Annotated in this window: 18 protein-coding genes; 10 read left to right on the forward strand and 8 right to left on the reverse strand. The window is 71.4% G+C overall.

The features are described 5' to 3' along the window. Window positions 1–11 precede the first annotated feature (11 nt). Window positions 12–1,289 carry a hypothetical protein gene (locus tag ACGFQC_RS09595; RefSeq protein ID WP_363087421.1) on the reverse strand — a complete coding sequence of 426 codons (1,278 nt, stop codon included), beginning with the start codon at window positions 1,287–1,289 and terminating at the stop codon, window positions 12–14. Window positions 1,290–1,552: 263 nt separating this feature from the next. Here ACGFQC_RS09595 and ACGFQC_RS09600 point away from each other — a divergent pair, with 263 nt between their 5' ends. From ACGFQC_RS09600 to ACGFQC_RS09625, 6 genes are all read left to right on the forward strand, one after another. After that, complete coding sequence (locus tag ACGFQC_RS09600) at window positions 1,553–4,213, forward strand: bifunctional SulP family inorganic anion transporter/carbonic anhydrase (protein ID WP_363087422.1); 2,661 nt, start codon at window positions 1,553–1,555, stop codon at window positions 4,211–4,213. 392 nt (window positions 4,214–4,605) lie between these two features. Beyond that, entirely contained in the window at window positions 4,606–6,564 is a 1,959-nt protein-coding gene (acs, locus tag ACGFQC_RS09605) for an acetate--CoA ligase (protein WP_363087423.1), read from the forward strand. Between the two features lie 167 nt (window positions 6,565–6,731). Continuing rightward, the gene (nhaA, locus tag ACGFQC_RS09610; RefSeq protein WP_363087424.1) at window positions 6,732–8,195 is read left to right on the forward strand and encodes a Na+/H+ antiporter NhaA; all 1,464 of its coding nucleotides are present in this window, start codon (window positions 6,732–6,734) and stop codon (window positions 8,193–8,195) included. Window positions 8,196–8,275: 80 nt separating this feature from the next. Then, the gene (locus tag ACGFQC_RS09615) at window positions 8,276–8,764 is read left to right on the forward strand and encodes a phage holin family protein (RefSeq protein ID WP_363087425.1); all 489 of its coding nucleotides are present in this window, start codon (window positions 8,276–8,278) and stop codon (window positions 8,762–8,764) included. Continuing rightward, entirely contained in the window at window positions 8,761–9,711 is a 951-nt protein-coding gene (locus ACGFQC_RS09620; protein ID WP_363087426.1) for an alpha/beta hydrolase, read from the forward strand. The genes ACGFQC_RS09615 and ACGFQC_RS09620 overlap by 4 nt, the downstream gene beginning before the upstream one ends. Window positions 9,712–9,838: 127 nt before the next feature. After that, entirely contained in the window at window positions 9,839–10,021 is a 183-nt protein-coding gene (locus ACGFQC_RS09625) for a hypothetical protein (RefSeq protein ID WP_363087427.1), read from the forward strand. Window positions 10,022–10,140: 119 nt separating this feature from the next. Here ACGFQC_RS09625 and ACGFQC_RS09630 read toward each other — a convergent pair whose 3' ends face one another. From ACGFQC_RS09630 to nth, 3 genes are all read right to left on the reverse strand, one after another. Beyond that, window positions 10,141–11,340, reverse strand: coding sequence for a MarP family serine protease (locus ACGFQC_RS09630; RefSeq protein ID WP_363087428.1), 1,200 nt, complete (start codon window positions 11,338–11,340; stop codon window positions 10,141–10,143). 94 nt (window positions 11,341–11,434) lie between these two features. Then, the gene (locus tag ACGFQC_RS09635) at window positions 11,435–12,097 is read right to left on the reverse strand and encodes a CoA pyrophosphatase (RefSeq protein ID WP_363087429.1); all 663 of its coding nucleotides are present in this window, start codon (window positions 12,095–12,097) and stop codon (window positions 11,435–11,437) included. Window positions 12,098–12,212: 115 nt separating this feature from the next. Beyond that, window positions 12,213–13,253, reverse strand: a complete 1,041-nt coding sequence (nth, locus tag ACGFQC_RS09640) for an endonuclease III (protein ID WP_393288011.1) — start codon at window positions 13,251–13,253, stop codon at window positions 12,213–12,215. A gap of 206 nt (window positions 13,254–13,459) precedes the next feature. Here nth and ACGFQC_RS09645 point away from each other — a divergent pair, with 206 nt between their 5' ends. Together ACGFQC_RS09645 and ACGFQC_RS09650 are read left to right on the forward strand one after the other, a co-directional pair. Next, window positions 13,460–14,134, forward strand: a complete 675-nt coding sequence (locus ACGFQC_RS09645) for a Crp/Fnr family transcriptional regulator (RefSeq protein WP_020129286.1) — start codon at window positions 13,460–13,462, stop codon at window positions 14,132–14,134. Between the two features lie 202 nt (window positions 14,135–14,336). Continuing rightward, window positions 14,337–15,197 carry a nucleotidyltransferase domain-containing protein gene (locus ACGFQC_RS09650; RefSeq protein ID WP_363087430.1) on the forward strand — a complete coding sequence of 287 codons (861 nt, stop codon included), beginning with the start codon at window positions 14,337–14,339 and terminating at the stop codon, window positions 15,195–15,197. Here ACGFQC_RS09650 and ACGFQC_RS09655 read toward each other — a convergent pair. The 4 genes from ACGFQC_RS09655 to ACGFQC_RS09670 all read right to left on the reverse strand — a co-directional run bounded on the left by ACGFQC_RS09655 (window position 15,190) and on the right by ACGFQC_RS09670 (window position 17,634). Beyond that, window positions 15,190–16,020, reverse strand: coding sequence for an MBL fold metallo-hydrolase (locus ACGFQC_RS09655; protein WP_363087431.1), 831 nt, complete (start codon window positions 16,018–16,020; stop codon window positions 15,190–15,192). The genes ACGFQC_RS09650 and ACGFQC_RS09655 overlap by 8 nt on opposite strands. After that, complete coding sequence (locus tag ACGFQC_RS09660; RefSeq protein WP_363087432.1) at window positions 16,017–16,886, reverse strand: NUDIX hydrolase; 870 nt, start codon at window positions 16,884–16,886, stop codon at window positions 16,017–16,019. The genes ACGFQC_RS09655 and ACGFQC_RS09660 overlap by 4 nt, the downstream gene beginning before the upstream one ends. Window positions 16,887–17,014: 128 nt before the next feature. Next, window positions 17,015–17,479: a RidA family protein gene (locus ACGFQC_RS09665; protein WP_363087433.1), complete on the reverse strand. Its 465-nt coding sequence runs from the start codon at window positions 17,477–17,479 to the stop codon at window positions 17,015–17,017. Next, window positions 17,476–17,634: a DUF4177 domain-containing protein gene (locus ACGFQC_RS09670; RefSeq protein WP_003967454.1), complete on the reverse strand. Its 159-nt coding sequence runs from the start codon at window positions 17,632–17,634 to the stop codon at window positions 17,476–17,478. The genes ACGFQC_RS09665 and ACGFQC_RS09670 overlap by 4 nt, the downstream gene beginning before the upstream one ends. A 117-nt stretch (window positions 17,635–17,751) precedes the next feature. On the opposite strand from ACGFQC_RS09670, the gene ACGFQC_RS09675 reads away from it, so the two are divergent. Beyond that, the gene (locus ACGFQC_RS09675) at window positions 17,752–18,729 is read left to right on the forward strand and encodes an ArsA-related P-loop ATPase (protein WP_363087434.1); all 978 of its coding nucleotides are present in this window, start codon (window positions 17,752–17,754) and stop codon (window positions 18,727–18,729) included. Then, the gene (locus tag ACGFQC_RS09680) at window positions 18,726–20,066 is read left to right on the forward strand and encodes an ArsA family ATPase (RefSeq protein ID WP_363087435.1); all 1,341 of its coding nucleotides are present in this window, start codon (window positions 18,726–18,728) and stop codon (window positions 20,064–20,066) included. The genes ACGFQC_RS09675 and ACGFQC_RS09680 overlap by 4 nt, the downstream gene beginning before the upstream one ends.

Here is a 20,066-nt window from a genome sequence, read left to right on the forward strand (position 1 = left end):
ACGACCGACCGCTACCGCTTGACCGCCGGCGCCCCGGGCACGCCCTTCGGGGCCGGGGCGGAACCGCCGGAGAGGAAGGACGCCCAGCCCTGCTTCGGGGCCTCGCCGACTCCGAGGGCGCGCAGCTTGGCCAGGGTCTGCGGGTCCTGGGCGTCCAGCCAGTCCGCGAGCTGCCGGAAGGAGACGCAACGCACCTCCTCCTTGGTGCACACGTTCTCCACGACCTCCTCGATGGCGCGCATGTACGTGCCGCCGTTCCAGGACTCGAAGTGGTTGCCGATGATCAGCGGCGCGCGGTTGCCGTCATAGGCCCGCTGGAAGCCCCTGAGCAGGCCGTCACGCATCTGGTCGCCCCAGTACTCGTGCTTGGCGGGGTCACCCTGGGTGGCGGTGCCGGACTGGTTGACCATGAAGTTGTAGTCCATGGTGAGCTGCTCGAAGGAGTGGCCGGGGAAAGGCACGAGCTGCATGGACAGATCCCACAGGCCCTCCTTCTTGCCGGGCCAGACCTGGTTGTTGACGCCGCTGGTGTCGTAGCGGAAGCCCAGCTCCCGGCCGGCCCTGCGGAAGTTCTCCTGCCCTTCGAGGCAGGGGGTGCGGGCGCCGATGAGTTCCTTGTCGTAGTCGAAGGGCAGCGGGGCCGCCTGCGCCATGCCGGTGTTGGTCTTCCAGGTCTTCACGAACTGCTTGGCCTGGGCGATCTCCTCCTTCCACTCCTCGACCGACCACTCACCGACGCCGCCCTTGCCACAGAAGTGACCGTTGAAGTGGGTGCCGATCTCGCTGCCCTCCAGCCATGCCAGACGGAGCTGCTTCACGGTGTCGGCGATGCCCTGCTCGTCGTTGAAGCCGATGTCGGAGCGGCCCGGCGAGTGCTGGGGCGGCCTGTAGAGGTCACGCTTGTGCTCCGGCAGCAGGTACACGCCACTGAGGAAATAGGTCATGGTGGCGTTGTTCTCCTTGGCCACCTTGCGGAAGTGGGAGAACAGCCGCTGGCTGTCCTCGCCCGCGCCGTCCCACGAGAAGACGACGAACTGCGGCGGCTTCTGCCCCGGCTTGAGGCGCTCCGGTCTGGGCAGATGGGGCTGAGCCCCGGTGAAAGCGGTGGAGCCGTCGCCGATGAGGCGGACGGCGTTCCCGGGCGCGGGGGCCGCCGGCTTCGCCTTCTGGGGCCCCGACGCCCCTCCTTCAGAACCGTGGGAACCACCGGTTCCCGTAGCGCAGCCGGCGAGCGCCGCGACCGCCGCGGCGATCACGGCGCCCGCGGCGATCCTCTGGGTGGCGGCCATCTTCCGCCCACCTTCTTCCTTCTCCAGGGCCAACAACGGTGCCGTCAACGTCACACGAGACCCGAAAAGGAATTAATACGACAAGCCGACCAAATGCTCAGTTCACTCACCTGAGTGGCCGGTTAACCCATTTGCCCTAAAAATCCATTCTTAGCCTTTACTCTGCATTACGATTCGTTTACTGATAGTTGATCCATCCCGCCGCTGTACGCCGTGACCCACGGCCGCAAATGCGACCGCGCAGCCCCGGAGGAGACGGGAAAATGTCAACCTGCGTCCCCGCTCGTACGCCGGACTCGCCACAGACCGAGCGCGTCCACCCACCCCACAACCCGCCGCCCGCACCGCACCGCCGCTTCCGCGTGGCGGGCGCCGACGTATCCGCCGCGATCGCGGTCTTCCTTATCGCCCTGCCCCTGTCCCTGGGCATCGCCCTGGCCACCGGCGCCCCCCTCCAGGCGGGCCTGGTCGCCGCCGCCGTCGGCGGGCTCGTCGCCGGACGGTTCGGCGGCTCACCTCTCCAGGTCAGCGGTCCCGCCGCCGGCCTGACCGTCGTCACCGCCGACCTCATCCACCGCTACGGCTGGCAAACCACCTGCGCCATCACCGTCCTGGCCGGACTAGCCCAACTCGGCCTCGGCTGCCTGCGCGTGGCCCGCAGTGCGCTCGCCGTCAGCCCCGCCATCGTGCACGGCATGCTCGCGGGCATCGGCGTCACCATCGCCGTCGCCCAGCTGCACATCGTCCTCGGCGGCAACCCGCAGAGCTCCGTACTCGACAACCTGAGCTCCCTGCCCGCCCAGTTGCTCGACCTGCACCCGGCCGCGGTGGCGGTCAGCGTTCTCACGCTGGCCCTGCTGCTGCTCTGGCCGCGCCTGCCCGGCCGCCTGGGCCGTCTGCTGCGCAAGGTGCCCGCCGCGCTGGTCGCCGTCACCGGGGCCACCGCGACCGCCGTGTCGGCCGGGCTCACCCAGCCCCGGGTCGAGCTGCCGTCCTGGAGCAGCCATGCCCTGGTGGGGCTGCCGGAAGGGCCGGTGCTCGGACTCGTCGCCGCCGTCCTCACCATCACGCTGGTGTGCAGCGTGCAGTCGCTGCTCGGCGCGGTCGCCGTGGACAAGCTGATCGCCGCCCGCCCCGGCCTGCCCGCCCCGGTGGGCCGCTCCGATCTCGATCGCGAACTGCTCGGCCAGGGTGCCGCCAATCTGGTCTCCGGCGCACTGGGCGGACTGCCCGTCGCGGGCGTGGCGGTACGCAGTTCCGCGAATGTGCACGCCGGTGCCGTCAGCCGGAACTCCACCATGCTGCACGGCGTTCTCGTAGTAGTCGCCGCGCTGCTGATGGTCCCGGTCCTGGAGCTGATCCCGCTCGCCTCGCTCGCAGCCCTGGTCATGGCCGTCGGCATCCAGATGGTGTCCCTGCACCACATCCGCACGGTGACCCGCCACCGAGAGGTGCCGGTGTACGCCCTCACCACCCTGGGCGTGGTGTTCCTCGGCGTCCTGCAGGGCGTGACTCTGGGGATCGCCGTGGCCGTCGCCGTCTCCATGCACCGCCTCGCCCGCACCCGCATCACCCACGAGGAGAAGGAAGGAGTCCATCACGTACACGTGCGAGGACAGTTGACGTTCCTGGCGGTGCCGCGCCTCAGCCGCGCTCTGCACCACGTGCCCCAAGGTGCCCATGTGATCGTCGAGTTGGACGGTTCCTTCATGGATCACGCGGCGTACGAGGCACTGCAGGACTGGCAGAGAACGCACACCGGGCAGGGCGGCTTCGTCGAGCTGACCGGCCGCCGCTCCGGGGCGGGGACCGTCCGCTCAGGTTCCGGTTCCGACGGCGAGGGTGACGACCCTGCCGCCCCACCCGTCAAAGTCGCCGTCTCCGCCGGCACGGCGGACAGTCCGCTCACCGGCTGTCGCTGCCGTCCCTGGACACCCTGGCGCAACCATCAGTGCGACGGCCCGATGTCGGCACCGCCGCCCGGTGTCCACGCCACGGAGCACCAGGAGAGCCTGTCGAAGGAGCCGTCCGGCGAAGAACCGGACGGACGGACCGGCACGCTCCCCGCGGAGTCCGCCCGGTCGGCCGCCGCGAGCGGGCTCGCCAGGTCCGCCACGCCACCGGCACTCACCGAGCCGACCGAACAGGCCGGACAAACCCCGCACACCCAGCGGATCGAACAGGCCGGACCCGCCGAACAGCCCGGGCATGCCCGGGCCCTCGGTGCCGCCGGCTCCCGGCCCAGTGCGCGTCAGCTGCTCCGCGGGATCAGCGCGTTCCAGCGAAACACCGCACCACTGGTACGGGGCGAGCTGGCACGGCTGGCGCGGGAAGGGCAGCAGCCGTCCCAGCTGTTCCTCACCTGCGCCGACTCGCGGCTGGTCACGTCGATGATCACCTCCAGTGGTCCTGGCGACCTGTTCGTGGTGCGCAATGTGGGCAACCTCGTGCCACCGCCCGGCGAGGAGAGCGGGGACGACTCGGTGGCGGCCGCGATCGAGTACGCGGTGGACGTGCTGAAGGTGCGGTCCATCACGGTCTGCGGGCACTCCGGCTGCGGGGCCATGCAAGCGCTGCTCAACGCCGAACCGGGTGACGCTCAGACACCGTTGCAGCGGTGGCTGCGGCATGGGCTGCCCAGCCTGGAGCGGATGGCCGACGCCGACCGGCCCCGGGCGCGGCTGGCCGGGCGGGCGGCCGCCGACGCGGTCGAGCAGCTGTGCCTGACCAATGTGGTCGAGCAGTTGGACCATCTGCGGGGCCATGGGTCGGTGGCGCGATCACTGCGGGCCGGCGAGCTCGAGCTGCACGGTATGTACTTCCACGTGGGCGAGGCACAGGCGTACCTGCTCGGTGAAAACCGCACGGGCGAGGGCGAACGCGAGGTGTTCGACCATGTGGGGGTGGCGGATCTGAGCGCGTGAGCGACCGGGGCGGGGCAACTGTGCCGCACTGCGGTCGGTCCGCCCCGCCCACTCCTCGCGAGCCCACCCGGCATCGCCCGGCTCACGCTCCCTCGGTGCCCGCACATCGACACCCGTCCACCCGCAGGTTCCCCCAGCCTTGCCACCTCGCCCCGCCCCCCTTCAGCCCGCCGCCCGCATCCCGCCCCCCATGAGTGTGAAAGCCGTTACACCCCATGAACTCCGTCCGGCCGGGATCCGTGGGTACGGATGACTCGAAGCGACAGAAAGAGCGCCGCGCCACACGGCCCCAACAGGTCTAAACCAATTTTCTGTCGACCCTTGTCACCGGCCCCCGGGTCTGATGAGCTGTGGCCTGGGACACAACGGACACCCTTGGAAAGGGAGATGTCGTGAGCAACGAAAGCCTGGCCAACCTGCTCAAGGAAGAGCGCAGGTTCGAGCCGCCCGCCGATCTGGCCGCCGGCGCCAATGTCACGGCGGAGGCGTACGAGCAGGCCAGGGCTGACCGGCTGGGTTTCTGGGCCGAGCAGGCGCGTCGGCTGGCCTGGGCCAAGGAGCCGACGGAGACCCTGGACTGGTCGAACCCGCCGTTCGCCAAGTGGTTCAAGGACGGCGAGCTGAATGTGGCGTACAACTGCGTCGACCGGCACGTGGAGGCCGGGCACGGCGACCGGGTCGCCATCCACTTCGAGGGCGAGCCGGGCGACAGCCGCGCCATCACCTACGCCCAGCTCAAGGACGAGGTCTCCCAGGCCGCCAACGCCCTGCTGGAACTCGGGGTCCGCGCGGGCGACCGGGTCGCGGTCTACATGCCGATGATCCCCGAGACGGCCATCGCGATGCTGGCGTGCGCCCGGATCGGGGCCGCGCACTCGGTGGTCTTCGGCGGCTTCTCCGCCGACGCGCTGGCCACCCGCATCCAGGACGCCGACGCCCGGGTCGTCATCACCGCCGACGGCGGCTACCGGCGTGGCAAGCCGTCCGCGCTGAAGCCTGCCGTCGACGAGGCGGTCACCAAGGCCGGCACCGTCGAGCACGTCCTGGTGGTGCGGCGCACCGGCCAGGACGTCGCCTTCGACGACAGCCGTGACGTGTGGTGGCACGAGATCGTCGAGCGGCAGTCGGCCGAGCACACCCCGCAGGCGTTCGGGGCCGAGCACCCGCTGTTCATCCTGTACACCTCCGGCACGACGGGGAAGCCGAAGGGCATCCTGCACACCTCCGGCGGCTACCTCACCCAGACCGCCTACACCCACCACGCCGTCTTCGACCTCAAGCCCGAGACGGACGTGTACTGGTGCACCGCCGACGTCGGCTGGGTCACCGGCCACTCCTACATCGTCTACGGGCCGCTCGCCAACGGCGCCACGCAGGTGATGTACGAGGGCACCCCGGACACCCCGCACCAGGGCCGGTTCTGGGAGATCGTGCAGAAGTACAAGGTGACGATCCTGTACACGGCGCCGACCGCGATCCGCACGTTCATGAAGTGGGGCGACGACATCCCCGCGAAGTTCGACCTCTCCAGCCTGCGGGTCCTGGGGTCGGTGGGCGAGCCGATCAACCCCGAGGCCTGGATCTGGTACCGCAAGCACATCGGCGCCGACCGCACCCCGATCGTGGACACCTGGTGGCAGACCGAGACCGGCGCCATGATGATCTCCCCGCTGCCCGGCGTCACCGCCACCAAGCCCGGCTCCGCCCAGACGCCCCTGCCCGGCATCTGCGCCACCGTCGTCGACGACGAGGCCAACGAGGTACCGGACGGCGGCGGCGGCTACCTCGTCCTGACCGAGCCGTGGCCGTCGATGCTGCGCACCATCTGGGGCGACGACCAGCGCTTCCTCGACACCTACTGGTCGCGCTTCGAGGGCAAGTACTTCGCCGGCGACGGCGCGAAGAAGGACGACGACGGCGACATCTGGCTGCTCGGCCGGGTCGACGACGTGATGCTCGTCTCCGGCCACAACATCTCCACCACCGAGGTCGAGTCCGCCCTCGTCTCCCACCCGTCCGTCGCCGAGGCCGCCGTGGTCGGCGCCGCCGACGAGACGACCGGGCAGGCGATCGTCGCCTTCGTCATCCTGCGCGGCACCGCGAACGCCGACGACGTCAACCTCGTCGCCGAGTTGCGCAACCACGTCGGCGCCGCCCTCGGCCCGATCGCCAAACCGAAGCGGATCCTGCCGGTCGCCGAACTCCCCAAGACCCGCTCCGGCAAGATCATGCGCCGTCTCCTGCGCGACGTCGCCGAGAACCGCCAGCTCGGCGACGTCACCACCCTCACCGACTCCACCGTCATGGACCTCATCCAGACCAACCTGCCCACCGCGAGCAGCGAGGACTGAGCACGGCTGTCCAGGGCACCCGCCGCCCGGTGCGCCGGGTGCCCTGGACGCGCCTACCGTGGGAGCCACCGGAACGCTCCGGGCCCCCCTTAGGTAAACTAAGCAAAGGTGAGCCGGGAAGTCTGGTCGGCACGAGTTCCGTGCTGTCCACCCACCGGAGGCCCACCGTGACCGCGCCCCGCTCCGACACCCCCCGCGCCACCCCTCCCCGCAAGGCCTTCGGACGCCTGTCCCTGCCCGAGCGGAACTACGTCGCGGACGCACTGCGCACCGAGACCGTGGGCGGCGTGCTGTTGCTGGTCGCCGCCGTCGCCGCGCTGATCTGGACGAACATACCCGCGCTGCACGACAGCTACGAGAGCGTCAGCCACTTCCACCTCGGCCCCGGGGCGCTCGGGCTGAACCTGTCGATCGAGCACTGGGCGGCCGACGGGCTGCTCGCCGTCTTCTTCTTCGTCGCCGGCATCGAGCTCAAGCGCGAACTCGTCGCCGGTGACCTCAAGGACCCGAAGGCCGCCGCGCTGCCCGTCGTCGCCGCCTTGTGCGGCATGGCCGTACCGGCACTGGTCTACGTACTGACCAACCTCACCGGCGGCGGTGCCCTGGACGGCTGGGCCGTGCCCACCGCCACCGACATCGCCTTCGCGCTCGCCGTCCTGGCCGTCATCGGCACCTCCCTGCCCAGTGCCCTGCGGGCCTTCCTGCTCACACTCGCCGTCGTCGACGACCTGTTCGCGATCCTGATCATCGCCGTCTTCTTCACCGACGGCATCGACTTCGCCGCGCTCGGCGGCGCGGTCGTCGGCCTGGGCTTGTTCTGGCTGCTGCTGCGCAAGGGCGTACGCGGCTGGTACGTGTACGTGCCGCTCGCGCTGGTGATCTGGGCGCTGATGTACAACAGCGGCGTCCACGCCACCATCGCGGGCGTCGCGATGGGCCTGATGCTGCGCTGCACCACCCGCGAGGGCGAGGAGCACTCCCTGGGCGAGCACATCGAACACCTCGTACGCCCGCTGTCGGCCGGCCTGGCGGTTCCGCTGTTCGCCCTGTTCAGCGCGGGGGTGTCGATCTCGGGCGGCGCGCTCGGGGACGTGTTCACCAAGCCGGAGACGCTGGGCGTCGTCCTGGGGCTCGTCGTCGGCAAGACGGTCGGCATCTTCGGCGGGACCTGGCTGACCGTCCGCTTCACGCGGGCCTCGCTCAGCGAGGACCTCGCCTGGGCGGACGTCTTCGCCGTGGCCTCGCTCGCCGGCATCGGCTTCACCGTCTCGCTGCTGATCGGAGAGCTGGCCTTCGAGGGCGACGCGGTCCTGACCGACGAGGTCAAGGCGGCCGTTCTGACGGGCTCGCTGATCGCCGCGGTCCTGGCGACCGTCCTGCTGAAGGTGCGCAACGCCAAGTACCGTCGGATCTGCCAGGACGAGGAGCGCGACGACGACCTCGACGGCATCCCGGACGTCTACGAGGAGGACGAGCCGGCGTACCACGCGCGCATGGCGGAGATCTACGACCGCAAGGCCGCCGAGCACCGCCGGCTCGCCGTGGAGAAGGCCGCCGAGAAGGCCGCGGCGCGCCACGGGATTGCCGAAGTGGCGGGCGGGGCGGGCGAGGAGGACGACCGTCCGGCATGATCTGACGGGACGGTACAAAGACGGGACCGCACGCAGTCAGGCAGAAGACGGCGGAACCGTACAAGACGAGGGAGACCGCGATGAGCGCACCCGACGGCAGCCCGGTCGGCGCCGAACGCAGCATCGGCCAGCTGTTCGCCTCCGCGACGACCGAGATGTCGGCGCTGGTGCACGACGAGATCGCGCTGGCGAAGGCCCAGCTCAAGCAGGACGTGAAGCGGGGGGCGACGAGCGGCGGCGCGTTCACGGTGGCAGGCGCGATCCTGCTGTTCTCGCTGCCGATGCTGAACTTCGCCCTCGCGTACGGCATCCGTACCTGGAGCCACTGGAACCTCGCGATCTGCTTCCTGCTGTCCTTCGCGGCGAACGTCCTCGTCGCCGTGGTCCTGGCGCTGATCGGCGTCGCCTTCGCCAAGAAGGCCAAGAAGGGCAAGGGCGCGCAGAAGGTCGCCGCCTCGGTGAAGGAGTCGGCGGGCGTCCTGCAGAACGCCAAGCCGCACCCGCGGCTCGAGCCGGCGCAGGACCGGGGTCCGAAGGCCATCGAGGCTGTGGCACGCTCGTCGTCATGACGGACCCCGCCACCCCTTCGGCTCAGCCCTCCTCGGTCGTACGGCCCGAGTTCGTCGGCGAGACCAAGGTGACCCACCGGGAGGTCGCCGCCAACGGCGCGCGCTTCCACATCGCCGAGCTGGGCGACGGCCCGCTCGTGATGCTCGTGCACGGCTTCCCCCAGTTCTGGTGGACGTGGCGGCACCAGCTGACCGCGCTGGCCGACGCCGGCTTCCGGGCCGTCGCCATGGACCTGCGGGGCGTGGGCGGCAGCGACCGCACGCCCCGCGGCTACGACCCGGCCAACCTCGCCCTCGACATCACCGGCGTGATCCGCTCCCTCGGTGAGCCGGACGCCGCGCTGGTCGGCCACGACCTGGGCGGCTATCTGGCGTGGACCGCGGCGGTCATGCGCCCCAAGCTCGTACGACGGCTCGCGGTCGCCTCGATGCCGCACCCGAGGCGCTGGCGCTCCGCGATGCTCGCCGACGTCCGGCAGACCACGGCCGGCTCGCACATCTGGGGGTTCCAGCGGCCCTGGATCCCGGAGCGGCAGCTCACCGCCGACGACGGCGAGCTGGTCGGCCGGCTGATCCGGGAGTGGTCCGGGCCCCGGCAGCCGGAGGACGAGGTGATCGAGACGTACCGGCGGGCGATGTGCATCCCCTCCACCGCGCACTGCTCGGTGGAGCCCTACCGGTGGCTGGTGCGGTCGCTGGCCCGGCCGGACGGGATCCAGTTCTACCGGCGCATGAAGCGGCCGGTGCGCGTGCCGACGCTGCATCTGCACGGCTCCCTGGACCCGGTGATGCGTACCCGCAGCGCGGCCGGTTCGGGCGAGTACGTCGAAGCGCCGTACCGCTGGCGGCTGTTCGACGGTCTCGGACACTTCCCGCACGAAGAGGATCCGGCCGCCTTCTCCACCGAACTGGTCAACTGGCTGAAGGATCCCGAACCCGATCGGTGACCGAATCGTCGCGCCCGGTGTCCGGAACTGAACGCGTGTCCCGCGAACAGCCAATTGCCCGGCGCATAGGCCAATTGCCGGGCCACCGGGCGGTTATCGACCTTGGGGCCCGGGCAGACGTCGGGGTATGGGCTGGACGCACGACTACAGTGACGCAGTACGCGACCGCCGCTCGGCCGGTGGTCTTGACTCCCACCGACGAGGCAGCGGACCGCAGTTGCAGGGAAACGACCTCCGGGTGGGCATTCCGCTCATCCTCCGCCGCCGGGCCCGCTGGGTCTCGGTACGCCTGCGTCACCCGCGCGACTGACGCTCTCGCGCTCTCCCCTCCGGGGGCTGGTCCCCCGGAGACGAAACGCTGTTTCCCACAGTGCCGAACCGCTGCTTCCGACAGGGCGTGGTGCCGGTCGCCCGATGACCGGCACCGCGTCACAAGGCGCAGTTGTCGCTGTCCACCTGCTGGTTGGCGGCGCGTCCACGGACGATGTCCTGCCGGATCTCGTCCGCGGTGAGCGCGTAGCCGGTGTCGGCATCGTCGAGGGACTTGGCGAAGACCACGCCGTAGACCTTGCCTTCGGGCGTGAGCAGCGGGCCGCCGGAGTTGCCCTGACGGACCGTCGCGTACAGCGAGTAGACGTCGCGGCGGACGGTGCCGCGGTGGTAGATGTCAGGACCGTTGGCCGTGATGCGGCCCCGCACGCGCGCCGCGCGGACGTCGTACGAGCCGTTCTCCGGGAAGCCGGCGACGATCGCGCCGTCCCCGCTCGCCGCGTCCCCGGTGGTGAACTGCAGTACGGGCGCGTCGAGATCGGGTACGTCGAGGACGGCGATGTCGCGCTTCCAGTCGTACAGCACGACCGTGGCGTCGTACTTGCGGCCCTCGCCGCCTATCTGGACGGTCGGCTCGTCGACACCGCCCACGACGTGCGCGTTGGTCATGACGCGACGCTCGCCGAAGACGAAGCCGGTGCCCTCCAGGACCTTGCCGCAACTCTCCGCGGTGCCCATGACCTTGACGATGGAGCGCTGTGCGCGGACCGCCACGGCACTGTTCGCCAGGGCCGGGTCGGGCGGCTGGACGTCGGTGATCGGCTCGTTGGCGAACGGGCTGAAGACCTGCGGGAAGCCGTTCTGGGCGAGGACGGAGGAGAAGTCGGCGAACCAGGTGTCGGCCCGGGCGGGCAGCGCCTCGGACACGCCGTGCAGCACCGTGGAGCTACGGACCTCCTTGCCCAGCGTGGGCAGCGTCGTACCGGCGAGGGCGGACCCGATCAGCCAGGCCACCAGCAGCATCGCGACGACGTTGACCAGGGCGCCGCCGGTCGCGTCCAGCGCGCGGGCCGGGGACCAGGTGATGTAGCGGCGCAGCTTGTTGCCCAGGTGGGTGGTGAGGGCCTGTCCCACGGAGGCGCAGACGATGACGACGACCACGGCGACGACGGCGGCCGTCGTGCTCACCTCGGCGTTGTCGGTCAGCCAGTCCCAGATGACCGGCAGCAGGTAGACGGCGACGAGACCGCCGCCCAGGAAACCGATCACCGACAGGATGCCGACGACGAAGCCCTGGCGGTAGCCGACGACCGCGAACCAGACGGCCGCGACCAGCAACAGGATGTCCAGCACGTTCACCGTTCAGGCCTCGCCTCTTTCTGCCCGGCCGCGGCAGGCCGGCCGGGGTCCGGAGGGTCGCCCCCCGGATGCACACAGCACGGACGACACCCTGTCATGACCGCCAGTCGAGTGGCACCAGCTTCTCGCGGTCCCAGGGGCGCTCCCAGCCCGCGTAGTGCAGGAGACGGTCGATCACGCCGGCGGTGAAGCCCCACACAAGGGCGGATTCGACCAGGAATGCCGGGCCCCGGTGGCCGCTGGGGTGGTACGCCGTGGCGCGGTTGGCGGGATCCGTGAGATCCGCCACGGGGACCGTGAACACGCGGGCGGTCTCGTTCGGATCGACCACGGCGACCGGGCTCGGCTCACGCCACCAGCCCAGCACGGGGGTCACGACGAACTTGCTGACCGGGATGTACAGCTTGGGCAGCACACCGAACAACTGGACGCCGGCCGGGTCGAGGCCGGTCTCCTCCTCGGCCTCGCGCAGGGCGGCCCGCAGCGGGCCGTCGCCGTGCGGATCGCCGTCCTGCGGGTCGAGGGCGCCGCCGGGGAAGGACGGCTGCCCGGCGTGCGAGCGCAGCGAGCTGGCCCGCTCCATGAGCAGCAGTTCGGGGCCGCGCTCACCGTCACCGAAGAGGATGAGGACCGCCGACTGCCGCCCGCCCCCGTCCTCCGGGGGCAGGAAGCGGCTCAGTTGGAGCGGCTGCACCGTGTCCACGGTGTCCGCCACCGGGCCCAGCCAGGCCGGCAGCCCCTTCTTGCTGAGGGTCACCGCCCCGCCCTGCGTGTCACTCGCGCGCGCCGTCACCGCACCACCCCCGGGTTCTGCCCGGTCCAACGCCCGGGGGCACGCGGATCGTTCCGGTTCGGCGGGGTCGTACCCAGCCTCATCCGGCCCCCAGCGGGGCGGCGGGGCGGCCGCCCGCGTCCAGGTAGGCCTGGGGCGGGTTCAGCCGTTGGCCGGGGAAGCCGCCCTTCTCGTACTTCAGGAGCTTCTTCGCCTTCTCCGGGTCCGTCTCCCCCTCGCCGTACGCCGGGCAGAGCGGCGCGATGGGGCAGGCACCGCAGGCGGGCTTGCGGGCGTGGCAGATGCGGCGGCCGTGGAAGATCACGTAGTGCGAGAGCATCGTCCACTCGCTCTTGGGGAAGAGCGAGCCGACGGCGGTCTCGATCTTGTCCGGCTCGGTCTCCTCGGTCCACTTCCAGCGCCTCACCAGCCGCTGGAAGTGCGTGTCCACGGTGATTCCCGGGCGGCCGAACGCGTTGCCCAGGACCACGAAGGCGGTCTTGCGGCCGACGCCGGGCAGCTTCACCAGGTCCTCCAGACGTCCGGGGACCTCTCCGTCGAACTGCTCGACCAGGGCCTTGGAGAGCCCTATCACCGACCTGGTCTTGGCGCGGAAGAAGCCGGTCGGACGCAGGATCTCCTCGACGTCCTCCGGGTCGGCGGCGGCCAGGTCCTCGGGGGTGGGGTACTTCGCGAAGAGGCCGGGGGTGGTCTGGTTGACCCGGAGGTCGGTGGTCTGGGCCGACAGGACGGTGGCGACCACGAGTTGGAAGGGGTTCTCGAAGTCCAGCTCGGGGTGGGCGTAGGGGTAGACCTCGGCGAGCTCGCGGTTGATGCGGCGGGCGCGGCGGACCAGGGCGGTGCGGGACCCGCTGCTGGAAGGCCTGGGCGACCTCGGCGACTTGGACGGTGCCGGAGCTGTCGCGGTGGTGCCTGCCGTCCTGGCGGCGGTCGCCTTCTTCGCGGCCGTCCCCTTCGCCGCTGCGGACGTCGAGGCGGCCGCCTTCTCCACAGCCGCCTTCTTCACGGTTTTCGCCCTCTCCTCGTCACCACCGGAGCCCTGTTCGCCCACGGCGGAATCGCGACGTTCAACCACCCGCCCAGCCCCCTTGGCCTGTGTTCTCACCGGCTGTTCGGACACCCGGCCAGCCTAAAGCCCGACACCGACATCCGCCCCGGACCCTGAAGATCAGCCCCCAATTGGACCCCTGACGCTTACCCCAGGACACCTGTGCGGCATCCTTGTGACAGATCACACTGTTTGGACCGCCCGGCAAAATGGGGAACACGGACCCCTGGCACACGGGGGAGCAAGATCCCCTGAGCAGGTCGACAAGGAGAGAACTCGTGGACGACGTCCTCCGGCGCAACCCGCTCTTCGCGGCACTCGACGACGAGCAGGCCGCGGAGCTCCGCGCCTCCATGAGCGAGGTGACGCTCGCCCGTGGCGACTCCCTGTTCCACGAGGGGGACCCCGGTGACCGGCTCTACGTCGTCACCGAGGGCAAGGTCAAGCTCCACCGCACCTCACCGGACGGCCGCGAGAACATGCTGGCCGTGGTCGGCCCCAGCGAACTGATCGGCGAGCTGTCGCTCTTCGACCCGGGCCCTCGGACGGCGACCGCCACCGCGCTGACCGAGGTCAAGCTGCTCGGCCTCGGCCACGGCGACCTCCAGCCCTGGCTGAACGCCCGCCCCGAGGTGGCCACCGCGCTTCTGCGCGCCGTCGCCCGGCGCCTGCGCAAGACCAACGACGCCATGTCCGACCTGGTCTTCTCCGATGTTCCCGGCCGCGTCGCGCGCGCCCTGCTGGACCTGTCCCGCCGCTTCGGCGTGCAGTCCGAGGAGGGCATCCACGTCGTCCACGACCTCACGCAGGAGGAGCTGGCCCAGCTGGTCGGCGCGTCCCGCGAGACCGTGAACAAGGCGCTGGCCGACTTCGCGCAGCGCGGGTGGCTCCGCCTGGAGGCCCGGGCGGTCATCCTGCTGGACGTGGAGCGACTGGCCAAGCGGTCCCGCTGACCGCCGGGTCCGGCCGACGGCCCGTTCGTGTGGGCGACCGTCGGCGGGCTCGGACTGCCGGTACGGGCGTCGCCCGGAGGCGGACCGCCTGACTGCCCCCGCGTGCCCGACGGCACCGGTCCCGTGCGCCGGGAGGGCCCTGTCCCAGGCGTGGGTGAAAAAAGGGGAGGCCTGTCGCCGCCTCCCGCAGCACAGTGACCCCATGAACGACATCCGTCCAGGTCTGGACGCCGAGGGGTTCATCGCACGCGAAGGTTCCCTCGCGCGCGTGCCGCACGTCTTCCGTCCCGTCGTCGCCGCGGCACGGGACCGGTTGCCGCACCTGTTCGGGGAGCGGTTGCACAGCGCGTACCTGTACGGGTCGATTCCCCGTGGCACCGCGCGCGTGGGGCGCAGCGATCTCGACCTCCTGGTCGCGCTGCACGAGGAGCCCACCGAGGCGGACCGGGCGGGCGGGCGCTCCCTCGGCGAGGCCCTCGACCGGGAGTACCCGCAGATCGACGGGGTCGGCACACTGCTTCACGGCCGCGCCCGGCTGCTGGGCGGCGCCGAGCGGTACGACCTGGGCTGGTTCGTGGCGTGCCTGTGCACACCGCTGCTGGGCGAGGACCTGGCCGGGCACCTGCCCCGCTACCGGCCCACCTCCCTGCTCGCGCGGGAGACCAACGGTGGCCTCGCGCTGCTCCTCCCGAGCTGGCGCGCGCGCATCGCCGGGGCGGAGGACACCGACACGGCCCGGCTGCCGCTGGTCCGGTTCATGTCCCGGCACCTCGTGCGCACCGCCTTCACCCTGGTCATGCCCCGCTGGAACGGCTGGACCAGCGACCTGCACGAGATGGCGGAGGCCTTCGCCGCGTACCACCCCGCGCGCGCGGAACAGCTCCGCGCGGCGGCCGTACGCGGATACGAGCCGACCGGGGACGCCGACGTGCTGCGGGAGTACGTCGAGGATCTCGGGCCCTGGCTGGCGGACACGTACGCGCGCGTGCACGGCGTGAAGACACCGGGGCCGGACCGACGGGGCGCCAGTGCTGTCCTGATCCGAACGAGAGACCCTAGATGAGGCCGTGCTCCCGGAGGTACTCCAGCTGGGCCCGTACCGACAGCTCCGCCGCCGGCCACAGGGAGCGGTCCACGTCCGCGTAGACGTGGCCCACGACCTCGGCGGGGCTGCGGAGACCGTTCTCCACGGCCGTCTCCACCTGGGCGAGGCGGTGGGCGCGGTGGGCGAGGTAGAACTCGACGGCGCCCTGGGCGTCCTCCAGGACGGGGCCGTGGCCCGGCAGGACGGTGTGGACGCCGTCGTCGACCGTGAGGGACCTGAGCCGGCGCAGGGAGTCCAGGTAGTCGCCCAGGCGGCCGTCGGGGTGCGCCACCACCGTCGTACCGCGGCCGAGGACCGTGTCGCCGGTCAGGACGGCGTGGTCGGCCGGCAGGTGGAAGCAGAGGGAGTCGGCGGTGTGGCCCGGCGTCGGGACGACCCTCAGCTCCAGGCCGCCGACCGTGACCACGTCACCGGCGGCCAGGCCCTCGTCGCCCAGCCGCAGCGCCGGGTCCAGGGCCCGCACCGCCGTGCCGGTCAGCTCGGCGAAGCGGACGGCGCCCTCGGCGTGGTCGGGGTGGCCGTGGGTGAGCAGGGTCAGGGCGACGCGCTTGCCGGCCCTCCGGGCGGTGTCGACGACCGCGCGCAGGTGCCCCTCGTCCAGCGGGCCCGGGTCGATCACGACGGCCAGGTCCGAGTCTGGCTCGGAGACGAGCCAGGTGTTCGTGCCGTCCAGGGTCATCGCGGAGGCGTTCGGGGCGAGGACGTTGACCGCGCGCGGGGTGGCGGGGCCCGAGAGGACCTGGCCTCGGGGCCGGCCGGGCAGGGCGGCTGCGTCGGTCATGCGGGGCCCCCACCGGCCGGGACGTGCTTGGTGAACTCGTCGTGACCGGGCCAGGACAGCACGACCTCGCCGTCCTCGAGGCGGGCCCGCGCCAGAACGGGGGTGAGGTCGCGTGCGGGTGCGGCGGCCAGCGCCTCGGCGGCCGTGCCGTACGGCAGCAGCTGGCGCAGGGTCGCGATCGTGGGCGGCATCATCAGCAGCTCGCCCTCGTCGTACGAGGCGGCGGCGTCGGCGGGGCGGATCCAGACCGTGCGGTCGGCCTCCGTGGAGGCGTTGCGGGTGCGCTGGCCCTCGGGGAGGGCGGCGACGAAGAACCAGGTGTCGTAGCGGCGGGGCTCGAACTCCGGGGTGATCCAGCGCGTCCAGGCGCCCAGCAGGTCGGAGCGCAGCACCAGCCCGCGCCGGTCGAGGAACTCCGCGAAGGACGTCTCGCGGGCGACGAGGGCGGCCCGGTCGGCCTCCCAGTCGTCGCCGGTGGTGTCGCCGACGACGGAGTCGGGGGTCGGCCCGGCGAGCAGCACACCGGCCTCCTCGTACGTCTCCCGTACGGCCGCGCACACGACGGCCTGGGCCGCCGTCTCGTCGACGCCGAGCCGCTCGGCCCACCACGCGCGCGTGGGGCCGGCCCAGCGCACGTGCCGGTCGTCGTCGCGCGGGTCGACTCCGCCGCCCGGATACGCGTACGCGCCTCCGGCGAAGGCCATGGAGGCGCGTCTGCGAAGCATGTGGACGACGGGGCCGCTGCCGGCGTCCTTCAGGAGCATCACCGTGGCCGCGCGTTTCGGGGCGACCGGGGTGAGCGTGCCGTCCGCGAGCGCACGGATCCGCTGCGGCCAGTCCGGGGGAAACCACTGCCCATTCGCCATGGCCGGAGGCTATCCCGTGACACGTGAATGTTCGAGAGGTGCCCGAGGTCGGACGGTACGCCGGTGGCGCGGCCCCGGCCGGCCGGCGTCGACCGGGCCGGCCGGCGTCGACCGGGCGGGCCGGCCGGCTACTGCGCCAGCTCGACCTGGATCTCCACCTCGACGGGCGCGTCCAGGGGCAGGACAGCGACGCCGACCGCGCTGCGCGCGTGCACGCCCTTGTCGCCGAGGACCTCGCCCAGCAGCTCGCTGGCGCCGTTGATGACGGCGGGCTGTCCGGTGAAGTCGGCGGCCGACGCCACGAAGCCCACGACCTTCACCACGCGCGCGACGCGGTCCAGGTCACCGGCGACCGACTTGACGGCGGCCAGGGCGTTCAGGGCGCAGGTGCGGGCCAGGTCCTTGGCCTCCTCGGGGGTGACCTCCGCGCCGACCTTGCCGGTGACCGGGAGCTTGCCGTCCACCATCGGCAGCTGGCCCGACGTGTACACGTACGGGCCGGACTGCACGGCCGGCTGGTAGGCCGCGAGGGGCGGAACGACCGCGGGCAGGGCCAGGCCCAGCTCGGCGAGTCTCGCCTCGACCGCGCTCACGCCTTCTCCCGCTTCAGGTAGGCCACGAGCTGCTCGGGGTTGTTCGGGCCGGGTACGACCTGGACGAGCTCCCAGCCGTCCTCGCCCCAGGTGTCCAGAATCTGCTTCGTGGCATGGACGAGCAGCGGCACGGTTGCGTATTCCCACTTGGTCATGGGCCGACTTTATCCGCTACGACGGCGCGGCCCGGTCCCCGGCCATGTGGCCGATCGAACACCGGTTGTCCACAGCCTCCCGATTGGCTCGCGCGCCGACTGGTTACGCTCGAAGACGTGAGCAGGCTCCAGGTCGTCAGCGGCAAGGGCGGGACCGGAAAGACCACGGTCGCCGCCGCTCTCGCGTTGGCTCTCGCGACCGAGGGGAAGCGGACGCTTCTCGTCGAGGTCGAGGGCCGCCAGGGCATCGCGCAGCTCTTCGAAACGGAGGCGCTGCCTTATGAGGAGCGGAAGATCGCCGTCGCTCCCGGGGGCGGGGAGGTGTTCGCCCTGGCCATAGACCCCGAACTGGCCCTTCTGGACTACCTCCAGATGTTCTACAAACTGGGCGGTGCGGGCCGCGCCCTGAAGAAGCTGGGCGCGATCGACTTCGCCACCACCATCGCGCCGGGCCTGAGGGACGTGCTCCTCACCGGCAAGGCGTGCGAGGCCGTGCGCAGGAAGGACAGGAGCGGGCGGTTCGTGTACGACCACATCGTCATGGACGCCCCGCCCACGGGCCGCGTCACCCGCTTCCTGAACGTGAACGACGAGGTCGCGGGCCTCGCCAGGATCGGCCCGATACACAACCAGGCGCAGGCCGTGATGCGGGTGCTGAAGTCCCCGGAGACGGCCGTGCACCTGGTGACGCTGCTGGAGGAGATGCCGGTCCAGGAGACCGCCGACGGCATCTCCGAACTGCGGGCCGCGAAGCTTCCCGTGGGGCGGGTCATCGTCAACATGGTCCGGCCGGAGGTGTTGGACGCGGACGGGATGGAACTCGTCAGGACGGTGGCGCGTTCCTCTGTTGCGCGGTCGCTGTCCGCCGCGGGACTGGGCGGGGCGCGCCGGGGCGGGCACGCCGAGCGGCTGGTGGACCCGCTCCTGACCCAGGCCGACGAGTACGCCGAGCGGTATGCGCTGGAGCACGAGCAGCGGGCCGTACTGGGCGAGCTGGGTCTGCCGTTGCACGAACTGCCGATGCTCGCCGAGGGCGTGGACCTGGCGGGCCTGTACGAACTCGCCGGCGAGCTGCGGAAGCAGGGGATGTCATGAGCGCGGACCAGCCTCGGGCCCAGGAGGGCTCTCGCCGCCTCTCCCCCGCGCGCACGCTGGACGTCGACCCCCTGCTCGACGACCCGGGGACCCGCATCGTGGTGTGCTGCGGTGCGGGCGGGGTCGGCAAGACGACGACCGCGGCGGCGCTGGGCCTCAGGGCGGCCGAGCGGGGCCGCAAGGTGGTCGTCCTCACCATCGACCCGGCGCGCCGGCTCGCGCAGTCCATGGGCATCGACTCGCTCGACAACACGCCCCGCCGTGTGAAGGGCGTCGAGGGGGACGGCGAGCTGCACGCGATGATGCTCGACATGAAGCGCACCTTCGACGAGGTCGTCGAGGCGCACGCGGATGCCGAGCGGGCGGCCTCGATCCTGTCGAACCCCTTCTACCAGTCGCTCTCCGCGGGCTTCGCCGGCACGCAGGAGTACATGGCGATGGAGAAGCTGGGGCAGCTGCGGGCGCGGGACGAGTGGGACCTGATCGTCGTCGACACGCCGCCGTCGCGCTCGGCGCTGGACTTCCTGGACGCGCCCAAGCGGCTCGGGTCGTTCCTGGACGGGCGGCTGATCCGGCTGCTGACGGCCCCCGCCAAGCTGGGCGGCCGCGCGGGGATGAAGTTCCTCAACGTCGGGATGTCGATGATGACCGGCACTCTCGGCAAGCTCCTCGGCGGCCAACTGCTCAAGGACGTCCAGACGTTCGTGTCCGCGATGGACACGACCTTCGGCGGTTTCCGCACGCGTGCCGACGCCACGTACAAGCTTCTCCAGGCACCCGGGACGGCGTTCCTGGTGGTGGCGGCGCCCGAGCGGGACGCGCTGCGGGAGGCGGCGTACTTCGTGGAGCGGCTGGCCACCGAGGACATGCCGCTGGCCGGGCTGGTGCTCAACCGGGTCCACGGCAGCGGCGCCGCTCAGCTGTCCGCCGAGCGGGCGCTCGCAGCCGCCGAAAATCTTGAGGAACCCCGCATTGTGGATCAGGACGGCGGGAAAGCTGGACTTCGTAACTCTCCCGACACGTACGGCAGTTCAGAAGCAACCGCTCCAGGGACACCGGCCGCCGACGGTGGCACCGGCGGCGGCTCCCCCACCGGCCCCGACCCGGAGCGGTCCGCCGACCGGCTCACCGCAGGCCTGCTGAGGCTGCACGCCGATCGTATGCACCTGCTCTCCCGGGAGCAGCACACGTGGGACCGCTTCGCCTCGCTGCATCCCGAGGTCGCGGTCGCCGAGGTGGCCGCGCTGGCCGGCGACGTACACGACCTGGCAGGGCTGCGGGACATCGGAAACCGGCTCGCGGCCAACCGGCCGGAGCTGCCCGAGACGGAGGTCTGA

The organism is Streptomyces sp. NPDC048734 (genome assembly GCF_043198675.1).
Lineage (GTDB): Bacteria > Actinomycetota > Actinomycetes > Streptomycetales > Streptomycetaceae > Streptomyces.

What these genes read in the sequence shown, in the direction of transcription:
- ACGFQC_RS09620 (WP_363087426.1), top strand. Translation starts at nt 8,761, where the DNA reads ATGACGGACCCCGCCACCCCTTCGGCTCAGCCCTCCTCGGTCGTACGG.
- ACGFQC_RS09600 (WP_363087422.1), top strand. Translation starts at nt 1,553, where the DNA reads ATGTCAACCTGCGTCCCCGCTCGTACGCCGGACTCGCCACAGACCGAG.
- ACGFQC_RS09625 (WP_363087427.1), top strand. Translation starts at nt 9,839, where the DNA reads ATGGGCTGGACGCACGACTACAGTGACGCAGTACGCGACCGCCGCTCG.
- ACGFQC_RS09660 (WP_363087432.1), bottom strand. Translation starts at nt 16,886, where the DNA reads ATGGCGAATGGGCAGTGGTTTCCCCCGGACTGGCCGCAGCGGATCCGT.
- ACGFQC_RS09670 (WP_003967454.1), bottom strand. Translation starts at nt 17,634, where the DNA reads ATGACCAAGTGGGAATACGCAACCGTGCCGCTGCTCGTCCATGCCACG.
- ACGFQC_RS09615 (WP_363087425.1), top strand. Translation starts at nt 8,276, where the DNA reads ATGAGCGCACCCGACGGCAGCCCGGTCGGCGCCGAACGCAGCATCGGC.
- ACGFQC_RS09680 (WP_363087435.1), top strand. Translation starts at nt 18,726, where the DNA reads ATGAGCGCGGACCAGCCTCGGGCCCAGGAGGGCTCTCGCCGCCTCTCC.
- ACGFQC_RS09595 (WP_363087421.1), bottom strand. Translation starts at nt 1,289, where the DNA reads ATGGCCGCCACCCAGAGGATCGCCGCGGGCGCCGTGATCGCCGCGGCG.
- ACGFQC_RS09655 (WP_363087431.1), bottom strand. Translation starts at nt 16,020, where the DNA reads ATGACCGACGCAGCCGCCCTGCCCGGCCGGCCCCGAGGCCAGGTCCTC.
- ACGFQC_RS09650 (WP_363087430.1), top strand. Translation starts at nt 14,337, where the DNA reads ATGAACGACATCCGTCCAGGTCTGGACGCCGAGGGGTTCATCGCACGC.